21 protein-coding genes are annotated in these 23282 nt (G+C 71.8%); 12 read left to right on the top strand and 9 right to left on the bottom strand.

Annotated elements, in window-relative coordinates:
- Positions 1–141 precede the first annotated feature (141 nt).
- Both IW249_RS13470 and IW249_RS13465 read left to right on the top strand, forming a co-directional pair.
- Complete coding sequence (locus IW249_RS13470; protein ID WP_124823083.1) at positions 142–474, top strand: helix-turn-helix domain-containing protein; 333 nt, start codon at positions 142–144, stop codon at positions 472–474.
- Positions 475–650: 176 nt separating this feature from the next.
- On the top strand, positions 651–1301 hold the full coding sequence (locus IW249_RS13465; protein WP_196921028.1) for a DUF998 domain-containing protein: 651 nt from the start codon (positions 651–653) through the stop codon (positions 1299–1301).
- A 70-nt stretch (positions 1302–1371) separates the two neighbouring features.
- Here the strand turns inward: IW249_RS13465 and IW249_RS13460 are convergent, their stop codons facing one another.
- A complete protein-coding gene (locus tag IW249_RS13460) occupies positions 1372–2775 on the bottom strand; it encodes an NAD(P)H-quinone dehydrogenase (protein ID WP_112588199.1) in 1404 nt (467 codons plus the stop codon).
- 106 nt (positions 2776–2881) lie between these two features.
- On the opposite strand from IW249_RS13460, the gene IW249_RS13455 reads away from it, so the two are divergent.
- Complete coding sequence (locus IW249_RS13455; RefSeq protein WP_030486670.1) at positions 2882–3337, top strand: gamma-glutamylcyclotransferase family protein; 456 nt, start codon at positions 2882–2884, stop codon at positions 3335–3337.
- A 75-nt stretch (positions 3338–3412) separates the two neighbouring features.
- Here IW249_RS13455 and IW249_RS13450 read toward each other — a convergent pair whose 3' ends face one another.
- The 4 genes from IW249_RS13450 to IW249_RS13435 all read right to left on the bottom strand — a co-directional run bounded on the left by IW249_RS13450 (position 3413) and on the right by IW249_RS13435 (position 6895).
- A complete protein-coding gene (locus IW249_RS13450; protein ID WP_196921027.1) occupies positions 3413–4372 on the bottom strand; it encodes a GNAT family N-acetyltransferase in 960 nt (319 codons plus the stop codon).
- An 84-nt stretch (positions 4373–4456) separates the two neighbouring features.
- Positions 4457–5191, bottom strand: a complete 735-nt coding sequence (locus tag IW249_RS13445) for an SCO6745 family protein (RefSeq protein WP_196921026.1) — start codon at positions 5189–5191, stop codon at positions 4457–4459.
- Between the two features lie 92 nt (positions 5192–5283).
- Positions 5284–6258, bottom strand: a complete 975-nt coding sequence (locus IW249_RS13440; protein ID WP_196921025.1) for a hypothetical protein — start codon at positions 6256–6258, stop codon at positions 5284–5286.
- Between the two features lie 4 nt (positions 6259–6262).
- Positions 6263–6895, bottom strand: a complete 633-nt coding sequence (locus IW249_RS13435; protein WP_196921024.1) for an MBL fold metallo-hydrolase — start codon at positions 6893–6895, stop codon at positions 6263–6265.
- 93 nt (positions 6896–6988) lie between these two features.
- Here IW249_RS13435 and IW249_RS13430 point away from each other — a divergent pair, with 93 nt between their 5' ends.
- The gene (locus IW249_RS13430) at positions 6989–7954 is read left to right on the top strand and encodes a DUF4349 domain-containing protein (protein WP_196921023.1); all 966 of its coding nucleotides are present in this window, start codon (positions 6989–6991) and stop codon (positions 7952–7954) included.
- On the opposite strand, the gene IW249_RS13425 is transcribed toward IW249_RS13430, so the two are convergent.
- Both IW249_RS13425 and IW249_RS13420 read right to left on the bottom strand, forming a co-directional pair.
- Positions 7911–9170 (bottom strand): amidohydrolase, encoded by a 1260-nt coding sequence (locus tag IW249_RS13425; protein ID WP_196921022.1) that lies wholly within the window; start codon positions 9168–9170, stop codon positions 7911–7913. The two genes, IW249_RS13430 and IW249_RS13425, sit on opposite strands and share 44 nt — an antisense overlap.
- Before the next feature lie 467 nt (positions 9171–9637).
- A complete protein-coding gene (locus IW249_RS13420) occupies positions 9638–11221 on the bottom strand; it encodes an acyl-CoA mutase large subunit family protein (RefSeq protein ID WP_196921021.1) in 1584 nt (527 codons plus the stop codon).
- A 206-nt stretch (positions 11222–11427) separates the two neighbouring features.
- Here IW249_RS13420 and IW249_RS13415 point away from each other — a divergent pair, with 206 nt between their 5' ends.
- Both IW249_RS13415 and IW249_RS13410 read left to right on the top strand, forming a co-directional pair.
- A complete protein-coding gene (locus IW249_RS13415) occupies positions 11428–13491 on the top strand; it encodes a serine/threonine-protein kinase (RefSeq protein WP_196921020.1) in 2064 nt (687 codons plus the stop codon).
- 48 nt (positions 13492–13539) lie between these two features.
- The gene (locus IW249_RS13410; RefSeq protein WP_196921019.1) at positions 13540–15207 is read left to right on the top strand and encodes a phospho-sugar mutase; all 1668 of its coding nucleotides are present in this window, start codon (positions 13540–13542) and stop codon (positions 15205–15207) included.
- A gap of 150 nt (positions 15208–15357) precedes the next feature.
- On the opposite strand, the gene IW249_RS13405 is transcribed toward IW249_RS13410, so the two are convergent.
- Both IW249_RS13405 and upp read right to left on the bottom strand, forming a co-directional pair.
- Positions 15358–16035: a GOLPH3/VPS74 family protein gene (locus IW249_RS13405; protein ID WP_112588219.1), complete on the bottom strand. Its 678-nt coding sequence runs from the start codon at positions 16033–16035 to the stop codon at positions 15358–15360.
- Positions 16036–16107: 72 nt separating this feature from the next.
- A complete protein-coding gene (gene upp / locus IW249_RS13400; protein WP_109819875.1) occupies positions 16108–16740 on the bottom strand; it encodes a uracil phosphoribosyltransferase in 633 nt (210 codons plus the stop codon).
- Between the two features lie 133 nt (positions 16741–16873).
- Between upp and deoC the strand changes: the two genes are divergently transcribed.
- From deoC to IW249_RS13370, 6 genes are all read left to right on the top strand, one after another.
- Complete coding sequence (gene deoC / locus IW249_RS13395) at positions 16874–17833, top strand: deoxyribose-phosphate aldolase (RefSeq protein WP_091394490.1); 960 nt, start codon at positions 16874–16876, stop codon at positions 17831–17833.
- Between the two features lie 6 nt (positions 17834–17839).
- Positions 17840–19270, top strand: a complete 1431-nt coding sequence (locus IW249_RS13390) for an aldehyde dehydrogenase family protein (protein WP_196921018.1) — start codon at positions 17840–17842, stop codon at positions 19268–19270.
- Entirely contained in the window at positions 19263–20087 is an 825-nt protein-coding gene (locus IW249_RS13385; RefSeq protein ID WP_196921017.1) for an aldehyde dehydrogenase family protein, read from the top strand. The genes IW249_RS13390 and IW249_RS13385 overlap by 8 nt, the downstream gene beginning before the upstream one ends.
- A 281-nt stretch (positions 20088–20368) precedes the next feature.
- A complete protein-coding gene (locus IW249_RS13380) occupies positions 20369–20842 on the top strand; it encodes a BlaI/MecI/CopY family transcriptional regulator (protein WP_091394501.1) in 474 nt (157 codons plus the stop codon).
- A gap of 10 nt (positions 20843–20852) precedes the next feature.
- Entirely contained in the window at positions 20853–21758 is a 906-nt protein-coding gene (locus tag IW249_RS13375; protein ID WP_196921016.1) for a M56 family metallopeptidase, read from the top strand.
- Positions 21759–22028: 270 nt separating this feature from the next.
- Positions 22029–23282 (top strand): cytochrome ubiquinol oxidase subunit I, encoded by a 1254-nt coding sequence (locus IW249_RS13370; RefSeq protein WP_196921015.1) that lies wholly within the window; start codon positions 22029–22031, stop codon positions 23280–23282.

Raw genomic sequence — 23282 nt, 5'->3', positions numbered from 1 at the left:
GGATCTTGATCCCGTTCGAGAAGCTGTTTTTCTGGTCGCTGGCGACAAGTCGGGCCAGTGGCAGACTTGGTACAAGATGGCGGTCCCGTTGGCGGACGACCGGTTTCAGGAGCACGTCTCCAGGCTGAGGGAAACACAGAGATGACCGATGGAGCTGACTGGCAGGACGTCAAGGCGAAGGCCCGCGCGCTCGATCCATCCTGGGCAGATCCGGACCGGGTCTCCCGGCGCGCTCAGCACCGTGAGCAGATGCTGGCAGCGGTCAGCGGGGCGCAGCTGGCAGAGATCCGCAAGCACCTGGGTATGACTCAGGTGCAACTGGCCGAGGCGGCGGGGCTGACGCAGGCGAGAATCAGCCAGATCGAGAATGGCGAGCACACCAGCCTGGAATCACTCCGCGCCTACGTCACCGGCCTGGGTGGTCATCTCGACGTCGTCGCCCGCATTGGGAACATCCAACTGAACGTCGCCTGACCTGGTGAACGCGCTTCCGCCCGCGCGATCTTGCACTTTCTGTCGCCGCGATTGGTGTGAACCACGCGTAACGGCGTCCGAAAGTGCAAGATCGCGAGGGCTTAGGGGTTGTTGCGGGGGGTAACTCGGTGGCTGTCCCGGATTCGACTGGGGTGTCCGCGGCGACAGGCTGAGGTATGCCTGTTACCCGGAGTACCGGCCTGCTGGCCCTGGGCGGGATCGCCCTGGCGGCGCTGCTCACCGTGATCGGCCACCTCGAAGTCAACGACGACCTCAACCCGTGGGCGTTGACCATCAGCGACTTCGCGGTCTCCGACCGGGGCGGCGTCATCGACATCGCCATGGTGGTGCTCGCGCTCGCCACAGTGGCGTTGCTGTACGGACTGCGCCGCGCCAGCCCACCCCGGCCGCGCTCCGGTCGAACGGCCGAGCTGCTGCTCGGCGCATGGGTGGGTGGGCTGCTGCTGGCCGCCGTGGTGCCGACGAACGAGCCGGGCACCGCAATGACCACCGCCGCCTACCTGCACCGGTACGCCTCAGTGATCGCCTTCCTGGCGTTGCCGGCGGCCGGTTGGTTGCTCGCCCGCCGACCCGACCTGACGCCCGCCGCCCGGACGCTACGCGCCCTGGTCCTGCTGAGCCTGGCCCTCGCGGCGGCGATGATCTGGTCCGCCTATCCCGGTGACCGGATGCTCATCGGCTTGGCCGAACGCCTCCTGATCCTCACCGAGGTCGCGGTCCTAGCCACGATAGCGATGATCCAAACCCGACCGTCACCCGTCGATCATGCAGTTGTGGTGCCTCACAAAGAGGGCGTCGCGGCGTAGAACGGCCACCACAACTCCATGATCGACGAGGTCGGGGTGGGGGTGGGGCGGGCGGCACAGGCCGCAGCCGTCACTCCAGCTCGTGCAGCATGAGCTGGCGGGCCGCCTCGGTTATCGAGCCGGAGAGACTCGGGTAGATGGTGATGGTCTGGGCCAGCTCGTTGACGGTGAGGTTGTTCTCCACCGCCATGGTGATGGGCAGGATCAGCTCGCTGGCCTTCGGAGCGACCACCACACCGCCGATGACCTGACCGCTGGCCGGCCGGCAGAACAGCTTCACGAAACCGTCGGAGAGGTCGTCCATCTTGGCCCGGGCATTGCCGGACAGCGGCAGCATCACCTGCCGGGCCGGCACCTTGCCCGCGTCCACCTCGTCCTGCGAGACACCCACGGTGGCCAGCTCCGGGTCGGTGAAGACGTTCGCCGCGACGGTACGCAGCCGCAGCGGGCGGACCGCCTCGCCGAGCGCGTGCCACATGGCGATCCGGCCCTGCATGGCGGCGACACTGGCCAGCAGCAGCACGCCGGTGCAGTCGCCAGCGGCGTAGATGCCGGGCACGTTGGTCCGGGAGGCCCGGTCGACGGTCAGGTAGCCGCCCCGGCCCAGCTCCACCCCGTACTCGGTCAGACCCAGGTTCGCGGTGTTCGGGATCGAACCGACGGTGATCAGCGCGTGCGAGCCGGTCACCTTACGGCCGTCGGAGAGCTCCACCTCGACGCCGTCGGCGGTACGCCGGACCGCGTCGGCCCGGGAGTTGTTGAGGATCTCCATGCCCCGGTTGCGGAACACCCGCTCGATGGCGGAGGCGGCGTCGGCGTCCTCGTGCGGCATCACCCGGTCCCGGCTGGAGACCAGGGTCACCTCGACCCCCATCGCCAGGTAGGCGCTGGCGAACTCCGCGCCGGTCACACCGGACCCGACCACGATCAGGTGTTCGGGCAGCTCCGGCAGGTCGTACACCTGTCGCCAGGTCAGGATGCGCTCACCGTCCGGTACGGCGGTGGGCAGCTGGCGGGGGGTCGAGCCGGTGGCCACCAGCACGGTGGACGCGTCGATCGAGTACTCCTCGCCGCCGTCGGCGGGGGTGACGACGACCCGGTGGGTGTGCCCGAGGGAGTCCTCGCCGAGCCGGGCGGTGCCGGCCACGAAGGTGACCCCCGCCTTCAGCAGCTTGGCGTGGATGTCCGCGGACTGCGCCAGGGCCAACCGCTTGACCCGCCCGTGCACCGCCCGGGCGTCGACGGTGACCGCCTCCAGGCCGTCCGAGTGCACCCCGAACTCCTCGGTGTCGCGGTATCCGGTGACCACCCCGGAGCTGGCGATGAAGGTCTTCGACGGCACGCAGTCGGAGAGCACGCAGGCGCCGCCGGCACCGTCGGCCTCCACCACTGTGACATCGGCGTCCAGCTGGGCGGCGACCAGAGCCGCCTCGTACCCGGCCGGCCCCCCACCGATGATCACGATCCGGCTCACAGCGTTCGCCCTTCGTCCATGCTCACAGTGACTTTCTTCTCCCGAGCGCATTCGACACGCACTGTCGTATTCTCCCCCACCCGTCGGCCGGGCTATCGTCATCGCCGTGCGTCATCACGCCGCCTACGGCTCAAATCTCGACCCTGCCCGGATGCGCGCCTACTGTCCGCATTCGCCGATGGTGGGCACCGGCTGGCTGGAGGGCTGGCGGCTGACCTTCGCCGGGGCGGACGTGATCGGCTGGGAGGGTGCGGTGAGCACCCTTGTCGAGTCCCCCGGTGACCGGGTCTTCGTGGCGCTCTACGACATCCACCCGTACGACGCGGGCCAGCTCGACGAACTCGAGGGGGTGACTGCCGGCACGTACCGCAAGCTGCACGTGCGGGTCTCCACCCTCGACGGCGACGTGACCGCGTGGATCTACGTCTTCAACGGCTACGAGGGTGGCCTGCCGACCTCGTGGTATCTGTCGGAGATCGCGAACGCCGCCGAGAAGGCGGGCGCCCCGGACGACTACGTCACCGAACTGCGGGCCCGCCCCACCGGCACCGCGTCGGCGTAGCAGCGCGTATCGCACGCCCCCAGTCTGCTACCGCCGTCGACCGGAGCGCCGGCCGGGGAGGACCGGGGTCGTCAATCACACACCGGCCGCCGGAACGGAAAGTTCGTACATGTCGGTCCACTGGGTCTCCCGCAGGCCCACCGCCCGGTAGAGCGACAGCGGGGCGGTCGGGTTGGTGAGGTCGACGCCCAGGCCGGCCGCCCGCCGACCCTTCTCGGCGTAGCGGGCGAAGGCGCGGCGCAGCAGCGCCGCACCCACCCCCCGACGCCGGTACGCGGACAGCACCGACAGGCTCTTCACCCAGCCGGACTGCTGGTCGAGCGCCTGATCCGAGGACTGCAACGCGCCGACCGTCACCCCGTCCACCTCGGCGACGAACCACTCGTCCCAGGCGGTCAGGTCGCCGATCCGGGCACGCCACCGCTCGTACGTCAGCGGCTCGTGGTCCGGGGTGTCGCCGAAGGCGGCCTCGTAGATCCGGTGGAACTCCACCAGGTCGGCCTCGTCGTCAGGGCGGACCGGCCGCACCGTCACGTCCGACGGCCCGGCCGGCTCGTCGGGCAGGTCGTCCAACGGCCGGCTCATCCGGACGTACCGCTTGACGAGGGCGAACCCGAGCCCGCGCAGGGCGCGTTCCCAGTCACGTTCCGGGGCGAAGACCGCGCAGCGGACGGTGAGCGACGGCAGCCCTCGCTCGGCGGCGCGCTCGGCGACCCGGTCGAGTTGGCGGACCAGCAACGGCGCGCGGACGGCGGCGGCCCGTACCGGATCGACGTAGACCTCCACGAACTCCCGGCCCACAGCGGTCGGGTTGTCCACCGTCGCCCAGCCGACAACTGTGTCGTCCGGGTCGATGGCCAGCCAGGAGTCCCGGGTCCTGTCGAAGTGGGGGGCGGTCAGCGACGCCGCGACATCCTCGGCGTCGAAGTCGGGATGGCCGATGGCGAAGGTGTCGGCGGCGTGCACCACCGCGAGGATCGCCGGCACGTCGTCGAGGGTGGGCCGGCGCGTCGTCCAACCAGCGGGAAGGGTCACGGCAGGACATCCTGGCAGCCGATCAGCTCGGCCGCCGCCCATTTTCTGGCCGGCGGGAAGCTCAGCTCTCTGGCGGCGGGAGGCTCAGCCGAGCTCGACGCGGGTGCGGTGCAGCAGCTCCACAAGCTCCGCGCCGTCGGCGGGACCGAGGGCCGTGAACGCCGGCGCGGCCAACCGGTTGGTCACCGCCTCCGCCCACAGCCGGCGGCGCACCAGCGGCCCGATCGGCGGGTACGGCGGCTGCCAGCCGCAGGCCACCGCCCCGGCCTCGCCCTCCGGCCCGGCCAGCACGGCCTCCAGCGGGGTCATCCCGGCGGCGCGTACCGCCAGCAGGTAGGCGCCGGTGAAGTGTTCCCGGAGCAGCCGCAGCCCGGCGGCGCTGCGGGCCCCGGGCGAGAGGTCCGGAAGCGGCATGGCCCGCCACGCGGCGAAGAGCGGCATCCCACTGGCCTCCGCCGCCACCACGGCCCGCTCGACGAGCGCCGACAGGCGCTCGGTGCCGGGCAGGGGGCCGAGCTGCTGGGCGCCCCACCGGCAGCATTCGGCGAGGCTCGCGGCGGCCACCTCGAACGGCGGGACGACCCGGGCGGCGGCGTCCCAGCCGTCGGCGACCGCGTCCGGGGCGATGAACCCGAGGGCGGCGGCGGCCGTCTCGGCCCGCACACCGCCGAGCGCACCGGCCCGGCCGCTGATGTAGAAGGCCCAGCCGGAGATGCCCAGCAGTCGGGCCCGGCGCAACGTGGTCGGGTCCCGGCTGAAGGCGTCGCCCAGGTCGAGCACGACGGGCTTACTGGCGGCCGCGACCTGCTCCGGAGTCACAGCGGTGCCCCGCTCGGGCAACCCGACCCGCCGACCACGACCACGCCCCGACCCCGGTTACGACCCGCACACTCGTCGTCGTCCATCGATGGTCAGTCTGCCGCGCCGCCGCCCGCGTCCGCATTCCCCTCTTCGGCCGCCAGTGCCTCGACCGCCGCCTCGACCTCACCGGCGCGCCGCCGGGCCACTGTGACCGCCCGCTCGGCGGCGCGCCGGGCCAGCTTGGCCCGGCTGAGATCCTGCTCGGCGACCGCGCGCCGCCGCTCCAGCTCGGCCAGCTCGGCCTCGAGACCATCGAGTACGGCCGCGCCGTCGCGCTCCTGCCCGGTCGCCTCGGTCAGCTCGGCCTCGGCCCGCTCCTGGTCCGCCTGGGCCTTCGCCAACTCCCGGTCCAGGGCGCGGCGCTGCCGGGCCCGCTCGACTCGGGCCGCCCGCTGGGCAGCCTGCTCGGCGCGCTCGGCCGCCCGGTCCGGGCGGGGTGCCGCCTCGGGACGGCCCCGCTGCGGGCCGGGTCGGCGGGCCGGGCGTTCCGCCTCGCGTTCTTCCTCATCGCCGGTGACCAGCCGCAGTTGTGGCCGGGGCACCTCACCGAAGCCGGCGTAGCTGGCCGCCCGCAACAGGCGACCGGCCCGCACCTGCTCGGCGACCTCGACGTCGGAGAACGCCGCATTCAGCGTCTCCTCCACCTCGGCCAGCGGCAGCCGGTTCGCCGATGGCGCGTCCGGCTCGGCCGCGGCGAGCTTGCGGACCTCGGCGACCAGGGCGCCGACCACCGCCCGCCGCTGCGCGGACAGCTCCCGCAGTCGAGGCCCGCGCAGCTCCCGCTGGGCGACCCGCAGGGCGTCGGCGAGCTGCACCAGGTCGGCGACCAGCTCCGGGCGTCGGATGGCGAGCAGGTTCACCAGCCAGGCGGCCACCGTCGGGCGACGCAGCCGGGCCAGTTGTCGGGCGGTGGTCGGGTCGCCGGCCCGCCGGGCGTCGGCCACGGCGGCGTCCCGGGCGGCCACGAACCGGTCCGGTGGGGTGCGGTAGAGCTGCTGCACCAGCTCCGCGGAGAGGCCGGGCATCGGGTCAGACGTCCACCCGGCTACCGGGCTCCAGTCGCTGGTACTCGGTGCCGGACAGCGCTGTGTACTGCCTGTCGAGCACGCCCAGCCCGTTGTCGTTGAGCAACGCGTCGTGCACTGCGTACGCGCGCCGCGGTGCGACCGCGCGGATGAAGTCGACCACCTCGGAGAACTTCGACCAGGGGGCGTGGATCGGCGCGAAGAGCGTGTCGACGGGTGTCTCGTCGGGCACCACCAGGGAGTCGCCCGGGTGGTAGACCACGTCGTTGATCAGGTAACCGAGGTTGTCGATCACCGGGATGTCGGGGTGGATCACGGCGTGCCGCCCCCCGTACGCGCGCACGGCGACCCCGGCGGCGGTGAATGACTCACCGACGCTGACCGGGCGCAGCACGTCCGCCGCGTCGCCCAGGGTGTCGGCGAGCGAGGCGGGCCCGTGGATCGGGAACGGTTGCCGGTCGAGCTGAAGGCGTACCGCTGCCAGGTCGAGGTGGTCGGGGTGTTGGTGGGTGATCAGCACCGCGTCCGCACCGTCCAGCGCCGCCTCGGCGTCGCCGAACACCCCGGGGTCGACGACGAGCACTCCCCCGTCGTGTTCCACCCGGAGACAGGAGTGGGCGTACTTGGTGAGCCGCATCGTGACTCCTCGATTATCGAATCGTGACGTCCTCAGCGCAGTCTGCCGGAACCAGCCGGCGTGCGCGTCGCGTCCGAGCTATCGCCACACCGGTTGACGACGATGGGAGCGGGGATGGACGGACAGGTGGGACGACGCCGCAGTGCGCTGCTGGCGGCGACGACACTGGCGGCGGCGTTGGCGCTGACGGGATGCGGTGCCGGCGACAGCGGGTCGAAGGACACCGCTGGCTCGGCGGCAGAGGCGCCAGCGGCCAACGGTGGCGAGGCGGGCCGGGACGCCGCCGCCGGCGCACCGGAGGGGGCCGGGGCCGGAGCACCGGACCTGCGGGTCGACCAGCGGGCGATCATCTACACCGGAACGATGCGGGTGCAGGTGGACGATGTGGACTCGGCCGCCCGCGAGGCCACCGCCGTGGTCACCCGGGCCGGTGGCTTCGTCGGCGGCGACCAGCGGCGCAGTGCCGACGACGACGACGCGGTGGCGGAGCTGGAGCTACGGGTGCCGGCGGCGAAGTTCACCGACGTGGTGGAGGAGATGGCGAAGCTCGGTCGGCAGCAGAGCCGGGAGATCGACACTCAGGACGTCACCGAGGAGACCGTCGACCTGGACGCCCGGATCGCCAGCCAGCGCGCGCGGGTGGAGAGCGCCCGCCGGTTGCTGGCCCGGGCTTCCTCGATCACCGACCTGGTGTCGCTGGAGAACGAGTTGGGTCGCCGGGAGGCCGACCTGGCATCGCTGGAGGCCAAGAAGCGACGCCTGGCCGACCTGACCGCCCTCTCCACGATCACCGTGTCGCTGGCCGGGCCGAGGGCGAAGGCCACCGAGGAGAAGGCCGAGACCGGCTTCCTGGTCGGACTCAGGGGCGGTTGGAAGGCGTTCGTCGTCTCGATGACCGTCCTGCTCACGGTGCTGGGCGCGTTGCTGCCCTGGCTGGTGGCGCTCGGCGTACCGCTGGCGGTGCTGCTTGTGGTGTTGCGCCGGCGGCGCAAGGCCCCGGCTCTGGTCGCGCCGGTCAGCGCGCCGCCGCCAGTGCCCGCAGCGCGGTCTGCACCATGACGCGGACGCCCACCGCGATGGCCCGCTCGTCCACGTCGAAGCTCGCGCGGTGCAGGTCGACGTTGGGGCCGGAGCGACCCACGCCGAGCCGGGCGAGGGCGCCGGGGACGTACTCCAGGTACCAGGAGAAGTCCTCGCCGCCCATGCTCTGCGGTGTCTCGGCGATCCCGTCCGGGCCGAGCGCGGCGGCGGTGGCGGCGGTCAGCACCTGGATGGCACGGGAGTCGTTGCACACCGGCGGCCGGCCGCGCAGGTATTCCAGGTCGACAGTGGCGCCGGTCGGTGCGATCACGTCCCGCACCACCTGAGCGACGATCTTGGGAGCCCGCTCCCAGGTGTCGCGGTCCATCACCCGGAGGGTGCCGGAGGCGCTGGCCTCGGACGGGATGACGTTGTAGCGGGTGCCGGCCGAGGCGTGGCCGAAGACCAACAGCAGGCCGCTGTTGGCCGGCACCCGGCGGCTGACCAGGGCGGGCACCTCGGTGATCAGCCGACCGAGCGCGTCGACCATGTCGACGGTCAGGTGCGGGCGGGCGGTGTGCCCGCCCGGGCCGGACAGCCGGACGGTCACGTTGTCGGCGGCCGCGGTGATCGGGCCGACCCGCAGGCCGACCTTGCCCACCGGCAGGTTCGGGTCGCAGTGCAGCGCGAAGATCTGCACCACGTCGTCCAGGCCGCCGGCCTCGATGACCTCCAGCGAACCGCAGGGCAGGATCTCCTCGGCCGGCTGGAAGATGAGCCGGACCCGGCCGTCCAGCTCGCCGAGGTCGGCGAGCTGGGCCAGCAGCATGCCGACGCCGAGCAGGATCGAGGTGTGCACGTCGTGCCCGCAGGCGTGGCAGACGCCCTCCACTGTCGACCGGTACGGGACGTCCTTGGGATCGTCGAGCGGCAGGGCGTCGATGTCGGCGCGCAGCGCCACGACCGGGCCGTCCGGCACGCCGTTGACGTCGCAGATCACGCCGTTGCCCTTGGGCAGCAGGCGCGGGTTCAACCCGGCCAGCGACAGCTCCCGGGCGATCAGCGCGGCCGTCTCGAACTCGTTGCCGGAGAGCTCAGGGTGCGAGTGGAGGTGACGGCGCGTAGCGATCAGCCCCGGTACCCGGAGCGCGAGAAGGTGGTCCAGCTCGCGGGGCAGGGGCTGGGATCCCGGTGGCGTCTCCGGCCAGGACGACGCCAGCTGGCCACTTGTGGGCAGCGTCAACGCACTCGTCACGTCGAATTCTCGATCACTAGGAATGGATGGATCATCGGGGACAGCAGACAGCCTAGACCTCCGACGGTGACGCTGCGCAACCTCGTTACGGTAATGATCGGACCGCGCAGAGTCACGTATGCCCTGCTGAGGGCGCTCGTCAAGGCGGGGGACAGCAGGTAGATCACGGTCGAACGCCGTCATCAGCCCCTCACCTCCTACAACGCGTAACCGATCGCGGCGGTCACGAATCCCGGCGCCAGTCGGAGCCCCGTTGCCAAATTGTCGCATTAGTCGGGGTGGTGAACTGACACTCCGACAATTAACCGACCACACTCCGCAACGAGCCGGATAAGGACGCTCACATGCACTCACCCTCCGTGGGCGCACACGGTGTGCGTCCCGGCTCAACCGACCGGGTACCCGCTGAGCCCGCCGGACACACCGCGCCCCGGGCCCCGGACGGGATCGGGCGCTCAGAAGCGCGCTCAGAAGCGGTCGGTGGGCCGGTACAGCCCCCACACCTCACGCAGCGTCCCGCAGACCTCGCCCACCGTCGCCCGGGCCCGCAGCGCCTCCTTCATCGGATACAGCACGTTGTCAGTGCCCTCGGCGGCGGCCCGGAGATCGGCGAGCGCCCGCGCCACAGCGTCGGCGTCCCGCTCGGCGCGCAGCCGGGCCAGCCGCTCGGCCTGGGCCGCCTCGATCGTCGGGTCGACGCGCAGCGGCTCGTACGGCTCCTCCTCGTCCACGGTGAACCGGTTGAGCCCGACCACCACCCGCTCCCCCGAGTCGATCTCCTGGGCGATCCGGTACGCGGACTGCTCGATCTCCCGCTTCTGGAACCCGGCCTCGATCGCGTCCACCGCCGAGCCGTGGTCGGCCACCCGCTCCATCAACTCGACGGCGGCGGCCTCGATCTCGGCGGTCATCGCCTCCACCACGTACGAGCCGGCGAACGGGTCGACGGTGGCGGTCAGGTCCGTCTCGTAGGCCAGCACCTGCTGGGTACGCAGTGCGAGCCGGGCCGCCTTCTCGGTGGGCAGCGCGATCGCCTCGTCGAAGCTGTTGGTGTGCAGCGACTGGGTGCCGCCGAGCACGGCGGCCAACCCCTGCACCGCCACCCGGACCAGGTTCACCTCCGGCTGCTGCGCGGTCAGTTGCACGCCGGCGGTCTGGGTGTGGAACCGCAGCATCATCGACTTCGGGTCCTTGGCGCCGAAGTCGTCACGCATCAGGCGGGCCCAGATCCGCCGGGCCGCGCGGAACTTCGCCACCTCCTCCAGCAGCGTGGTGCGGGCCACGAAGAAGAACGACAGCCGGGGCGCGAAGTCGTCGACGGCGAGCCCGGCGGCCAGCGCCGCCCGCACGTACTCCACACCGTTGGCCAGGGTGAACGCGATCTCCTGCGCGGGCGTCGCGCCGGCCTCCGCCATGTGGTAGCCGGAGATGGAGATGGTGTTCCACTTCGGCACCTCCTTGCGGCAGTACGCGAACGTGTCGGCCACCAGGCGCAGCGACGGCTTCGGCGGGAAGATGTACGTCCCCCGGGCGATGTACTCCTTGAGGATGTCGTTCTGGATGGTGCCGTTGAGTGCCGTGCCCGGCACGCCGTTCTCCTCGGCGACGAGCTGGTAGAGCAGCAGCAGCACCGAGCCGGGCGCGTTGATGGTCATCGAGGTGGACACCTTGTCCAGCGGGATGTCGGCGAAGAGCAGCCGCATGTCCTCGATGGAGTCGATGGCGACGCCCACCTTGCCGACCTCACCGTGCGCGATCGGTTCGTCGGAGTCGTAGCCCATCTGGGTCGGCAGGTCGAACGCGACCGAGAGACCCATCGTGCCGGCCCGCAACAGCTGGTGGTACCGCGCGTTGGACTCGGTGGCGGTACCGAAGCCGGCGTACTGGCGCATCGTCCACGGGCGGGAGGTGTACATGGTGGGGTAGACACCCCGGGTGTACGGGAACTCGCCCGGGCTGCCGAGCCGGGAGTCCAGGTCCTCCGGAAGGTCGGCCTCCGTGTAGACGCCGTTGATCGGGAAACCGGACTCACTTGACCGCCGTTGGTTCATCCCCGGATGGTAGGACGCCTGGCCACGTCGTCGGGTGAGGGATACCGCACAGTGCGTCCCGACCGGTCGACTCGTGGTGAACGACAGGGCACGTTCTGTCGACTTCGATAAACGTCCGTCGCGTCGGCTTTCGCATCGGGCGTCGGAACCAGCAAGATAGGGGGGTTGTGTCCCAGCCCCCCTCGATTTCCCCCGGTGGCTTTTCTGTGACTCAGATCCCGACGTGGAGCGGCGGACCAGTTAGTCCCGCCAACGGACGAGCGGCGCCCGGCACCACCATTGGTGGCCGGTACTCGCTGCGGTCCTCGGTGGGCAACGGCGGCATGGGCACGGTGTGGCGCGCCACAGACACACTGCTGCGCCGTGACGTGGCGGTGAAGGAGGTCGTCCTGCCCCCGGGGCTGGCCCCCAGCGACCGCGACGCGATGTACGAACGCACCCTGCGCGAGGCCCGCGCCGCCGCCGCCATCCAGCACCCCGCGGTGGTGCAGGTGTACGACGTGGTCACCGAGGCCGGTCGGCCGTGGATCGTGATGGAACTGCTGGACGCCCGCAGCCTCGCCGACATGGTGATCGAGGACGGGCCTGTCGCGCCCCGCGCCGTCGCCAAGATCGGCATCGCGCTGCTGGGCGCGTTGGAGGTCGCGCACGCGATCGGCGTGCTGCACCGCGACGTCAAACCCGCCAACGTGCTGATCTGCACCGACGGGCGCTGCGTGCTGACCGACTTCGGGGTCGCCCGGATGCCCACCGACGTGCAGCTCACCACCCCCGGCATGGTGCTCGGCTCACCGCACTTCATCTCGCCCGAGCGGGCCATGGGCCAGGAGTTCGGCCCGCCCAGCGACCTCTTCTCACTGGGTGTGACGCTCTACACGGCGGTCGAGGGGCGGCCCCCGTTCGACAAGGGCGACCCGATCGAGACCATGCACGCCGTGGTGGAGGACCCACCCGCCCCGCCGCAGCGCAGCGGCCCGCTGACCCGGGTGCTGATGGGCCTGCTGGAGAAGGACCCCGCGCGCCGGCTCGACGTGCACACCTCCCGGGCCATGCTGCGCGAGCTGCTCGCCGGCCCGCTGGGCAGCACGGCGACGGCCGTGCACTCGGTCACCGACCCGTACGCCGTGGTGCCGGTGCAGCAGCGTCCCATTCCCGTCCTCCCGCCGCCCCAGCCGGAGCCGAAGCCGGACAGCCAGATCGGTGGCAAGGCGATGCTGGCCCCGGGTGAGTCCCTGACCGACCGGCTGGCCGCGCTGCGCCGCGGCGAACGCCCACAGGCGGCTCCCCCGGCCGGCACCACCGGGGGCCTCGACGAGACCAGCGCCGACGCGTTGGCCGGTCCACTGCACACGCCGACCGGCGCGATGCCGGCACCTGGCCGACCGGCGGCCGGGCGCACCTACGGCGGCAACGCGGACGCCACCCAACGGGTGGACGCCGGCGGGCACCCCGACGCCACCCAGCGGGTCAGCTACGGCAGCCCGGCCGACGCCACCCAGCAGGTCGGGTACGGCGGCGCACCGGAGGCCACCCAGCGCATCGGCGGCACCTACGGCGGCGGCAACCAGTGGTCGGTGCCGGGCACCGGCCAGCCCTGGGCCACCGCACCCGCCGCTTCGGGCGGCAGCGCGCTGGACAAGGTCCGGGCCACCGGTGGTCAGCTCGTCACCACGGTCAAGGGCTGGCCGCGCAAGGTGCAGCTCGCCGCGGCCGGCGGGCTGGTCGTGGTGCTGCTGCTCACCGCTGTGGCGCTCTCCGGCGGCGAGGACGCCCCGCCGAACACCCCCGCGGCGCAGCCCAGCGCGTCCGCCCCGGCGGCACCCACGCTCGAGATGCAGGAGCACACCGCCCGCGGGATCCAGGTCATGGTGCCGAAGGGCTGGAAGAAGGCCACCGGCGGCTCGTACACCGACTACATCGACCCGGCGGACAGCGGCCGCAAGGTCCGCATCATCACCGAGAAGTGGACAAGCAGCTCCACCCGGTGGGCCGAGACGGCCGAGAACGGCCTCAAGACCCGGAGCACCTCCTGCGTCAAGCCGTACAACCAGATCTCCTCCGCCGAGACGGAGTTGGCCAGCAAGCCGGCCGCCGAATTCGAGTACACCTGCGGCGAGGGTGACGCGATGCGGCACGGCGTCTGGCGGGGCGTGGCGCAGGACGGCAAGGCGTACTCGTTCTACCTCACCGCCACGGACGCCAAGTTCGCGGAGAGCAAGCCGATCTTCGACGAGATGGCGCGGACGTTCCAGCTCACCGGGAACGGCTGAGCCGGAGGGAACCCGCAGCGATGATCCGTCGCCGTGCTATCAAGGGGCATGGCGGCGGACACCACTGACATCGACGACATTCGCGAGCAAGCCCGGCGCTGGCTGGCCGACGACCCCGACCCGGCCAGCCGGGACGAGCTGACGGCCGTGCTCGACGGGCTGCCGGCGAGCGCCCCGGAGCTGGCCGACCGGTTCGCCGGCCCGCTGACCTTCGGCACGGCGGGCCTGCGCGGCCCGTTGCGCGCCGGCCCGAACGGCATGAACCTCGCCGTTGTCACCCAGGCCGCTGCCGGCCTGGTCACCTGGCTCGCGGCCCAGGGCGGCACCGGCCCGCTGGTGATCGGGTACGACGCCCGGCACGGCTCCCGGGAGTTCGCCGAGCGCACCGCCGAGGTGGCCACCGGCGCTGGCCGCCCGGCGCTGCTGCTGCCCCGCCCGCTGCCCACCCCGGTGCTGGCGTACGCCGTGCGGCACCTCGGCGGTGTCGCCGGGGTGATGGTCACGGCCAGCCACAACCCGCCGCAGGACAACGGCTACAAGGTCTATCTGGGCGCGGAGCTGGGCGGCGAGTTGGGCGCTGGCGCGCAGATCGTGCCACCCGCCGACGCCGGCATCGAGGCGGCCATCCGATCGGTCGGGCCGCTGACCCAGGTGCCGCTGGGCGAGCCCGGTCAGGTGCTCGGCGACGACCTGGTCGCCTCGTACGTCGAACGGGCCACAGCCGTGATCGACCCGGACGGGCCACGGGACCTGACGGTGGCGTACACGCCGCTGCACGGGGTGGGCGCGGCGGTGCTCACCGCCGCCTTCGCCCGCGCCGGCTTCCCGACCCCCGGGGTGGTGCCCGACCAGGCCGAACCGGACCCGGCGTTTCCCACCGTGTCGTTCCCCAACCCGGAGGAGCCGGGTGCGGTGGACCGGCTGATCGCGCTGGCCGACTCGACCGGCGCGGACCTCGCCATCGCCAACGACCCGGACGCCGACCGTTGCGCCGTGGTCGTCCGGGACGACCGCGACGGCTGGCGGATGCTGCGCGGCGACGAGGTGGGCGTCCTGCTCGCCGACCACCTGATGCGCCGGGGCGTCACCGGGCTGTACGCCACCACCATCGTGTCGTCGTCACTGCTGCGGGCGATGTGCGCGGCCCGGGGCCTGCCGTACGACGAGACGCTGACCGGCTTCAAGTGGATCGTGCGGGCCGGAGGTGGAAGCGCGCCGCTGGTCTTCGGCTACGAGGAGGCGCTCGGCTACTGCGTCGCCCCGGAACACGTCCGGGACAAGGACGGCATCACCGCCGCGCTGACGGTGGCCGAGCTGGCCGCCGGCCTGAAGGCGCAGGGTCGCACGCTGACGGACCGGCTGGACGAGCTGGCCGCGGAGTTCGGCGTGCACCACACCGACCAGCTCTCCGTCCGGGTGGACGACCTGCGGGTCATCGCCGACGCGATGGCCCGGATCCGGGCACACACCCCTGCCACCCTGCTCGGGCAGTCGGTGGACAGCGCCCGGGACCTGCTGCCCGAGTCGGACGTGGTGATCCTGCGGACCGCGACGGCCCGGGTGGTGATCCGCCCGTCCGGCACCGAGCCGAAGCTCAAGGCGTACCTCGAGGTGGTGGAACCGGTCGTGGACGGTGACGTCCGGACGGCCCGCAGCAGGGCGGCGTCGGCCGTTGCCGCGCTCCGCGCTGAGGTCAGCGCGGCCCTTGGCATCTGAACCCCGCAGCACCCACCCACAACAGGTCCGCCCTTTGCTCTGCACCCGCAGAAGCGCCATTCCACTGTCGGTCGGTGGCGCCTGGGCGGGTGCAGAGCAAAGGGCACGCCGAGCGGGGTCGACCCGACGGTCAGCGGCGCGGGCCGAGAGTCAGCGGCGAGGGCCGAGGGCCTGGTCGACGGCCCGGGCCAGGGCGGCGACGACCAGGCCGACCGACGGGCGGACCACCGAGTCGTCGGTGCTCACCTCGCCGGAGAACCCGGCGCCGGTGGCGATCTCCGTCAACCGGCGGCGGGCGTCGGCGGCGGCCTCTCCGCTCACCCCGAGCGCGGACTCCATCCGGAGCACCACGACGAGGGTGGCCAGCGCGGCGGTCCGCTCGTCCGGGGCTGCCGCGCCGGTCAGCGCCTCGGCCAGCCGCTGGCGGGTCTCCGCCTCGACGGAGGTGTCCACGACCGGGTAACGGTGCACGTGGATGAAGCCCAGCTCGGTCTCGTCGATGTCCCGGACGACGCCCTGCCGGCACAGGTCGGCGAGGATCCGGTCGCGCAGGCCGTGCCGCAGACGCTGCACCCAGGACGCCGGGGTGTGCGGGGTGTCGGCGGCGATCCGGCTGAGGACGTCGTCGCTGAACGGCTCGCCGGTCGGCGTCGGGTCGATCACCGTCAGGGACCCGTCGGCGTACGCGATCCGGCCGGCCAGGGCCAGCTCGACCAGCACCGCGGCGGCCATGCCCAGATCCAGGCTGATCCGCGGCATGGTCGCCTTGCCGGTCGTGTCGTCGTAGGCGAGGAGCAGCAACTCCTCGGCGAGCGCAACACCAGTCATGGCCGGAGACGGTAGCCGGTCCGCGCACCCCGCGCACGGACCCGCCGGACCCGGCACCGACCGGGTATCGCCTCAGAAGCGGGGCATGCCACCGAACTGGCGGTCACCGGCGTCGCCGAGCCCGGGGACGATGAACATGCGGTCGTTGAGCCCCTCGTCGATCGAGGCCGTGACCAGGCGCAGCGGCAGGCCGGAGCGCTCCAGCCGCTCGATGCCGACCGGGGCGGCGAGCACACAGAGCACCGTGATGTCGGTGCAACCGCGGTCGGCCAGCAGCTGGCAGCAGTGCTCCAGCGAACCGCCGGTGGCCAGCATCGGGTCGAGCACCAGCACCGGCAGCCCGGCCAGGTCGCGCGGCAGCGACTCCATGTACGCGCGGGGCTCGTAGGTCGCCTCGTCGCGGGCTAGGCCCACGAATCCCATCGAGGACTCGGGCAGCAGGCCCAGCGCGGCGTCCGCCATGCCCAGCCCGGCGCGCAGCACCGGGACCAGCAGCGGCGGGTTGGCCAGCCGGGTGCCCTCGGTGCCGGTGACCGGCGTCTGCACCGGGTACCGCTCGACGGGGAAGGAGCGCGCCGCCTCGTACACCAGCATGGTGGTCAGTTCGTGCAGCGCCGCCCGGAACGTCGAGGAATCGGTGCGCGCGTCCCGCATGGCAGTCAACCTGGACTGGGCCAGCGGGTGGTCAATGACGTGTACGTCCACGATCGCTCAACCTACCGGTCCGTACGGCGCGGCGGTGCGGGTGCGGTCGGACCAGGGACGCCGCTCACGTCGAAGCGTCACTGCGCGCTCGTGAGCAAGATCACTCGGCGGTCCGGTGCGTAGACTTCTCGCCATGACGGCGACAACGACGTCGGCCCGGTCGGAGCTCTCCGAGCTGGGACGATCCGAGACCGCTCTGCGGACCTTCCTGCACGGCCTGCCCGGCGTGGACCAGGTCGGCGCGGAGCAGCGGGCGGCACAACTCGGCACCCGCTCCATCAAGACCACCGCCAAGGCCCAGGCGATCGACCTGGCGATCCGGATGGTCGACCTGACCACCCTGGAAGGGGCGGACACCCCGGGCAAGGTGCGCGCGCTCGCCGCGAAGGCCCTTCGTCCGGACCCGGCCGACCCGTCCTGCCCGCACGTCGGCGCGGTCTGCGTCTACCCGGCGATGGTCCCCTACGTGGCCGAGGTGCTGCGCGGAAGCGCCGTGCACCTGGCCAGCGTGGCGACCGCGTTCCCGTCGGGTCAGGCGCCGTTGGAGATCAAGCTGGCCGACACCCGGGCCGCCGTCGCGGCCGGCGCCGACGAGATCGACATGGTGATCAACCGAGGTGCGTTCCTGGCCGGGCGGTACAAGGAGGTCTACGACGAGATCGTGGCCACCAAGGAAGCCTCCGGCGATGCCCACCTCAAGGTGATCCTGGAGACCGGCGAGCTGGCCACCTACGACAACGTCCGGCGGGCCTCCTGGCTGGCCATGCTGGCCGGCGGCGACTTCATCAAGACCTCCACCGGCAAGGTCCCGATCGCGGCGACGATGCCGGTGAGCCTGGTGATGCTGGAAGCGGTCCGTGACTTCCGCGAGGCGACCGGGCGGCAGGTGGGCGTGAAGCCCGCCGGTGGCATCAAGACCACCAAGGACGCGATCAAGTACCTGGTGATGGTCAACGAGACCGTCGGCCCGGACTGGCTCGACCCGGACTGGTTCCGCTTCGGCGCGTCCAGCCTGCTCAACGACCTGCTGATGCAGCGCACCAAGCTGACGACCGGCACCTACTCCGGTCCCGACTACTTCACCCTGGACTGATAGCCGATGTTCGAATACGCCCCCGCCCCCGAGTCCCGCTCGGTGGTGGAAATCAAAAACGCCTCTGGGTTGTATATCGGTGGGGAGTTCGTCGACCCTGCCGACGGTGGCAGCTTCAAGTCGATCAACCCCGCCTCCGAGGAGGTGCTGGCCGAGGTCGCCGAGGCCGGCGCCCAGGACGTGGAACGCGCGGTGCGCGCCGCCCGCAAGGCGTACGACAAGGTCTGGGGTCCGATGCCGGGCCGGGACCGGGCGAAGTACCTGTACCGGATCGCCCGGCTCATCCAGGAGCGCTCCCGCGAGCTGGCCGTCCTGGAATCGCTCGACAACGGCAAGCCGATCCGCGAGTCCCGCGACGTCGACCTGCCGCTGGTCGCCGCGCACTTCTTCTACTACGCCGGCTGGGCCGACAAGCTGGGCCATGCCGGCTTCGGGCCGAACCCACAGCCGGTCGGCGTGGCCGCGCAGGTCATCCCGTGGAACTTCCCGCTGCTCATGCTCGCCTGGAAGATCGCCCCGGCGCTCGCCGCCGGCAACACCGTGGTGCTGAAGCCGGCCGAGACCACCCCGCTGACCGCGCTGCTCTTCGCCGAGATCTGCCAGCAGGCCGAGCTGCCGGCCGGTGTGGTCAACATCCTTACCGGCGCCGGCGACACCGGTCGGGCGCTGGTCGAGCACCCCGGCGTGGACAAGGTGGCCTTCACCGGCTCCACCGAGGTGGGCCGGGCCATCGCCCGGTCGATCGCCGGCACCCGCAAGAAGCTCACCCTGGAGCTGGGCGGCAAGGCCGCCAACATCGTCTTCGACGACGCCCCCATCGACCAGGCCGTCGAGGGCATCGTCAACGGCATCTTCTTCAACCAGGGGCACGTCTGCTGCGCCGGCTCCCGACTGCTGGTCCAGGAGAACGTGGCCGACCGGGTGCTGGAGTCGCTGAAGCGACGGATGGCCCAGCTCCGCGTCGGTGACCCGCTGGACAAGAACACCGACGTCGGCGCGATCAACTCGGCCGCCCAGTTGGAGCGGATCCGCGAGCTGTCCGACGCCGGCTCGGCCGAGGGCGCCGAGCGCTGGTCACCGCCGTGCGACCTACCCGACCGGGGCTTCTGGTTCGCGCCGACCATCTTCACGGGCGTCACCCAGGCACACCGGATCGCCCGCGAGGAGATCTTCGGCCCGGTGCTGTCGGTGCTCACCTTCCGCACCCCGGCCGAGGCCGTGGAGAAGGCCAACAACACGCCGTACGGGCTGTCGGCCGGGATCTGGACCGACAAGGGCTCCCGGATCCTGTGGATGGCCGACCGGCTGCGCGCCGGCGTCGTCTGGGCCAACACCTTCAACAAGTTCGACCCCACCTCGCCGTTCGGTGGGTACAAGGAGTCGGGCTACGGTCGCGAGGGCGGCCGGCACGGGCTGGAGGGCTACCTCAATGTCTGAGCGGGTCGCGGTACGCAAGACGTACAAGCTCTTCATCGGCGGGAAGTTCCCGCGCAGCGAGTCGGGACGGTCGTATCTCGTGCAGTCCTCGAATGTGTCACTGGCCTCCCGCAAGGACGCCCGGGACGCGGTGGTCGCCGCCCGCGCCGCCGTCAAGGGCTGGGCCGGCGCTACCGCGTACAACCGGGGTCAGATCCTCTACCGGGCCGCCGAGATGCTGGAGGGCCGCCGCGAGCAGTTCGTCGCCCTGGGCATCCCCGGCGACGAGGTGGACGCCGCGGTCGACCGCTGGGTCTGGTACGCCGGCTGGGCCGACAAGCTGGCCCAGGTGTACGGCGGCGCCAACCCGGTCGCCGGCCCGTACTTCAACATCTCCGCGCCCGAGCCGACCGGCGTGGTCGCGGTGGTCGCCCCGGACCGCCCGGCGCTGCTCGGCCTGGTCAGCGTGATCGCCCCGGCGATCGTCAGCGGCAACGCGGTGGTGGTGGCGGCGTCCCCGAGTGAGCCGCTGGCGGCGGTGACGCTGGCCGAGGTGCTGGCCACGTCCGACCTGCCGGGCGGTGTGGTCAACATCCTCACCGGCGCGATCACCGAGACCGCGCCGACGTTGGCCTCGCACATGGATGTCAACGCGATCGACCTGACCGGGGTCACCGACGCCGCGCTCGCCACCGACCTGGAGGTCAAGGCGGCGGAGAACCTCAAGCGGGTGCTCCGACCGGCCCTGGCCGACCACGACTGGTCGGTCGACCCGGGCCTGGATCGGATGACGGCGCTGCTGGAGACGAAGACGGTGTGGCACCCCAAGGGGGTGTGATCGTCTTTGCTCGGCCTTTGGGGTTTTCCGGGGGAGCCCGCCCACTCCGGGCGGTCAGGCTTGATCCCTGCGTGGGCGGGCTCCCCCGGAAAACCTGACGTGGGCCGGGTTCGTCGGGTGGGTCAGCTCAGGGGTACTGCCTCGGGTTGGGTTGCCGGTCGGCGCGGTGATCATGGGGTTGGCGGGGGTGTTGATTTCCTGGGGGCCGGTCAACCTCATGATCAACCTGGTGGGTGGGTGAGGGCGGGTGGGGGGTCTACTACCGGGGGTAGGATTGGCTCGTGACTCGGTTGGGCGATCTTGAGCGTGCGGTGATGGACGTGCTGTGGGACGTGGTTCCCGGCACGTCGGACGGTGTGACCGTGCGCGAGGTGGCCGACGCGCTCGATGGCCGCGAGTTGGCGTACACCACGGTGATGACCGTGCTGGACCGGCTCGCCGGCAAGGGCATGGTGCAACGGGAACGGGAGGGTCGGGCCTGGCGGTACCGGCCGGCCGCCAGCCGCGAGGCGCACATCGCCCAACTCATGCTCGACGCCCTCGACCTGGGCGGCAGCCGGGACGCCGCGCTGGTGCGATTCGCCCGCTCGGTGACCGGCACCGAGGCCGAGGTGCTGCGGGCGGCCCTGGGCAGCGAGGCCGGCCTGACCGGGCCGGGCTCCACCGGCGGCGACGCGGGCGGGGCCGACGCCCTGACCGACCGGGTGGACGGGCCGGCGGGCCGACGACCCGCTGGCGAGGCTGCGGAGCGGTAGGGCGTACGCCATGGCCTACGCCGTGCACTTCGCCGCCACGATGCTGGCCTGCTATCTGACCGCCCAGGTGTTGGCCCGCTCCACCTGGACGTGGCGCAGCCCCCGGGTGGCGATCGTCTGCTGGCAGGCCGTCGGGCTGGCGTTGGGCCTCTCCGCGATGGGCCTGCCGATGGCGCTCGGGTTGAGCGCGTACGACCGGCCGACCGGTAGCGCCCTGCTCGCCCTGGCCAACGACCTCGCCCACGGCGCTCTGCCGGTCGAGGTGGGCACCTTCCACCTGGCCGGCGTCGGCGTGGGCTTCGGCATCGGGGCGGTGCTGGTCACGACGACAGTGCGCAGCATCCACGGCACCGTACGCGCCCAGCGTCGCCACCGGGACCTGCTCTCCCTGGTCGCCCGGAACGACCCGGCCGCCCCGGGCGCGCTGGTGCTGGATCATCCGAGTGCCGCCGCGTACTGCCTGCCGGGAGTGAAGCCGCAGGTGGTGGTCAGCGCCGGCACCCTGAGCCTGTTGGACCGGGCCGAGCTGGCCGCGGTGCTCAGTCACGAGCGTGCGCACGCCCACGAGCGGCACGACCTGGTGCTGCTCCCGTTCACCGCGCTGTGCCGGGCGCTGCCGTGGTTCGGCTGGGTGCGCGACGCGCACGAGCGGGTCGCCCTGCTGGTCGAGATGCGCGCCGACGACAAGGCCCGCGAGCTGCACGCCGACGCCCCGTTGGCGGGGGCGCTACGCCGGTTCGCGGCCGCCGGGCACCGGATCACCCCGGCCGGCGCGCTCGGCATGGGCGACCGGGATCTCGACGTACGGGTGCAGCGCCTGCTGGTCGACGACCGGCCGCCCCGGGTGCTCGGTGCCACCGCTCTCGCTGTCGCCACCACCCTGGTCGCCCTCCCGGTCACCCTCTTCCTGAGCTGACACCCACAAGGCGCCACTGAGCCCGCGCGGGCAGAACCGCGCGGGCGACGCCTCGTGCGCCCCTGCCCCCTCGCAAGATCGCACTCGATCCAGGATCGAGGGGCATCGCGGGGGCCGCGAGACCAGTGCATCCACGATCGAGCGCGATCTCCCCTACGTACTACATGGCGTAGTAGAGTTTTCTACGACAGGGCGTAGTAGTTCTTATCAGTAGGCAAACTACGTGTAGGGTGGCTACGACAAGGGAGCCAACGCTATGGAGGGCTGGTCATGGACACCCTGCTCCTCGCCCGCCTGCAGTTCGCCACCACGACCTCGATCCACTTCCTGTTCGTGGTCGTCACGCTCGGGCTGGTCACCCTGCTGGTCGGCATGCAGACCGCCTGGGTGCTCACCGGCAACCCGAAATGGGAGCGGCTGACCCGCTACTGGGGCCAGCTCTACGTGATCAACTACGTGCTCGGCATCGCCACCGGGATCGTGATGGAGTTCCAGTTCGGGCTGAACTGGAGTGGCCTGTCGCGCTACGTCGGCAACGTCTTCGGCGCACCGCTGGCCATCGAGACGCTTGTGGCGTTCTTCCTGGAGTCCACGTTCCTCGGAATGTGGATCTTCGGCTGGCACCGGCTCGGCAAGGGCGTCCACCTCGCGCTGCTCTGGGGCGTGGCGATCACCGCGTACGCCTCGGCGTTCTGGATCATGGTGGCCAACTCCTGGCTGCAGAACCCGGTCGGCTACGAGGTCCGCGACGGGATCGCCCACCTCACCGACTTCGGCGCGCTGCTCACCAACCCCAGCCTCGGCATGGCCTTCGGGCACGTGGTCTCGGCGGCGCTGCTGGTCGGCGGGATGCTGATGGCGGCGGTCAGCGCCGGGCACCTGCTCCGGCGTACCCCGGACTTCGCGCTCTTCCGCACCTCGCTGCGGATCGGCCTGGTCACCGCGGCACTGGCCATCACGATGGTGCAGGGCTTCGGTTTCGCCCAGTTCGGCCCGGTGGGCTCGGTGCAGCCGACCAAGTTCGGCGGCGACGGTCCGGAGAGCCAGGCGCTGATCGCCGAATGGACCGCCCGGTTCGGCCCCGGCGACTACACCCCGCCGGTGCTGGCCAGCGTCGGGCTCGGCTTCATGATTTTGATCGGCTTCACCCTGGGCTGCCTCTGGCTCCTGCTGCCCCTGCTCTTCCGGGACTGGATCATCCGACTGCGCTTCCCGCTCTGGCTGATCCTGCTCGCCCTGCCGCTGCCGTTCGTCGCGGTGATCCTCGGCTGGATCTCGCGGGAGGTCGGCCGTCAACCCTGGGTGGCGTACGGGCTGCTCCCCACCGAGCAGGCCGTCTCCCCGGTCAGCGCACCGCTGATGCTGACCTCGCTGATCGGGTTCAGCCTGCTGCTGGGCACCCTCGCCGTCACCAACTGGGTGCTGCTCGCCCGGCACGCGCGGCGAGGCGCGGCCGACCCGGCGCTCGGCCGCCCGCCGGCACCGCCCAGCGAGCCGGCCCACCCCGAACCCGCCCTCGTCTGA

Origin of the sequence: Micromonospora vinacea (genome assembly GCF_015751785.1) — a bacterium.
Lineage (GTDB): Bacteria > Actinomycetota > Actinomycetes > Mycobacteriales > Micromonosporaceae > Micromonospora > Micromonospora vinacea.
This window is presented reverse-complemented; position numbering and strand designations above follow the sequence as displayed.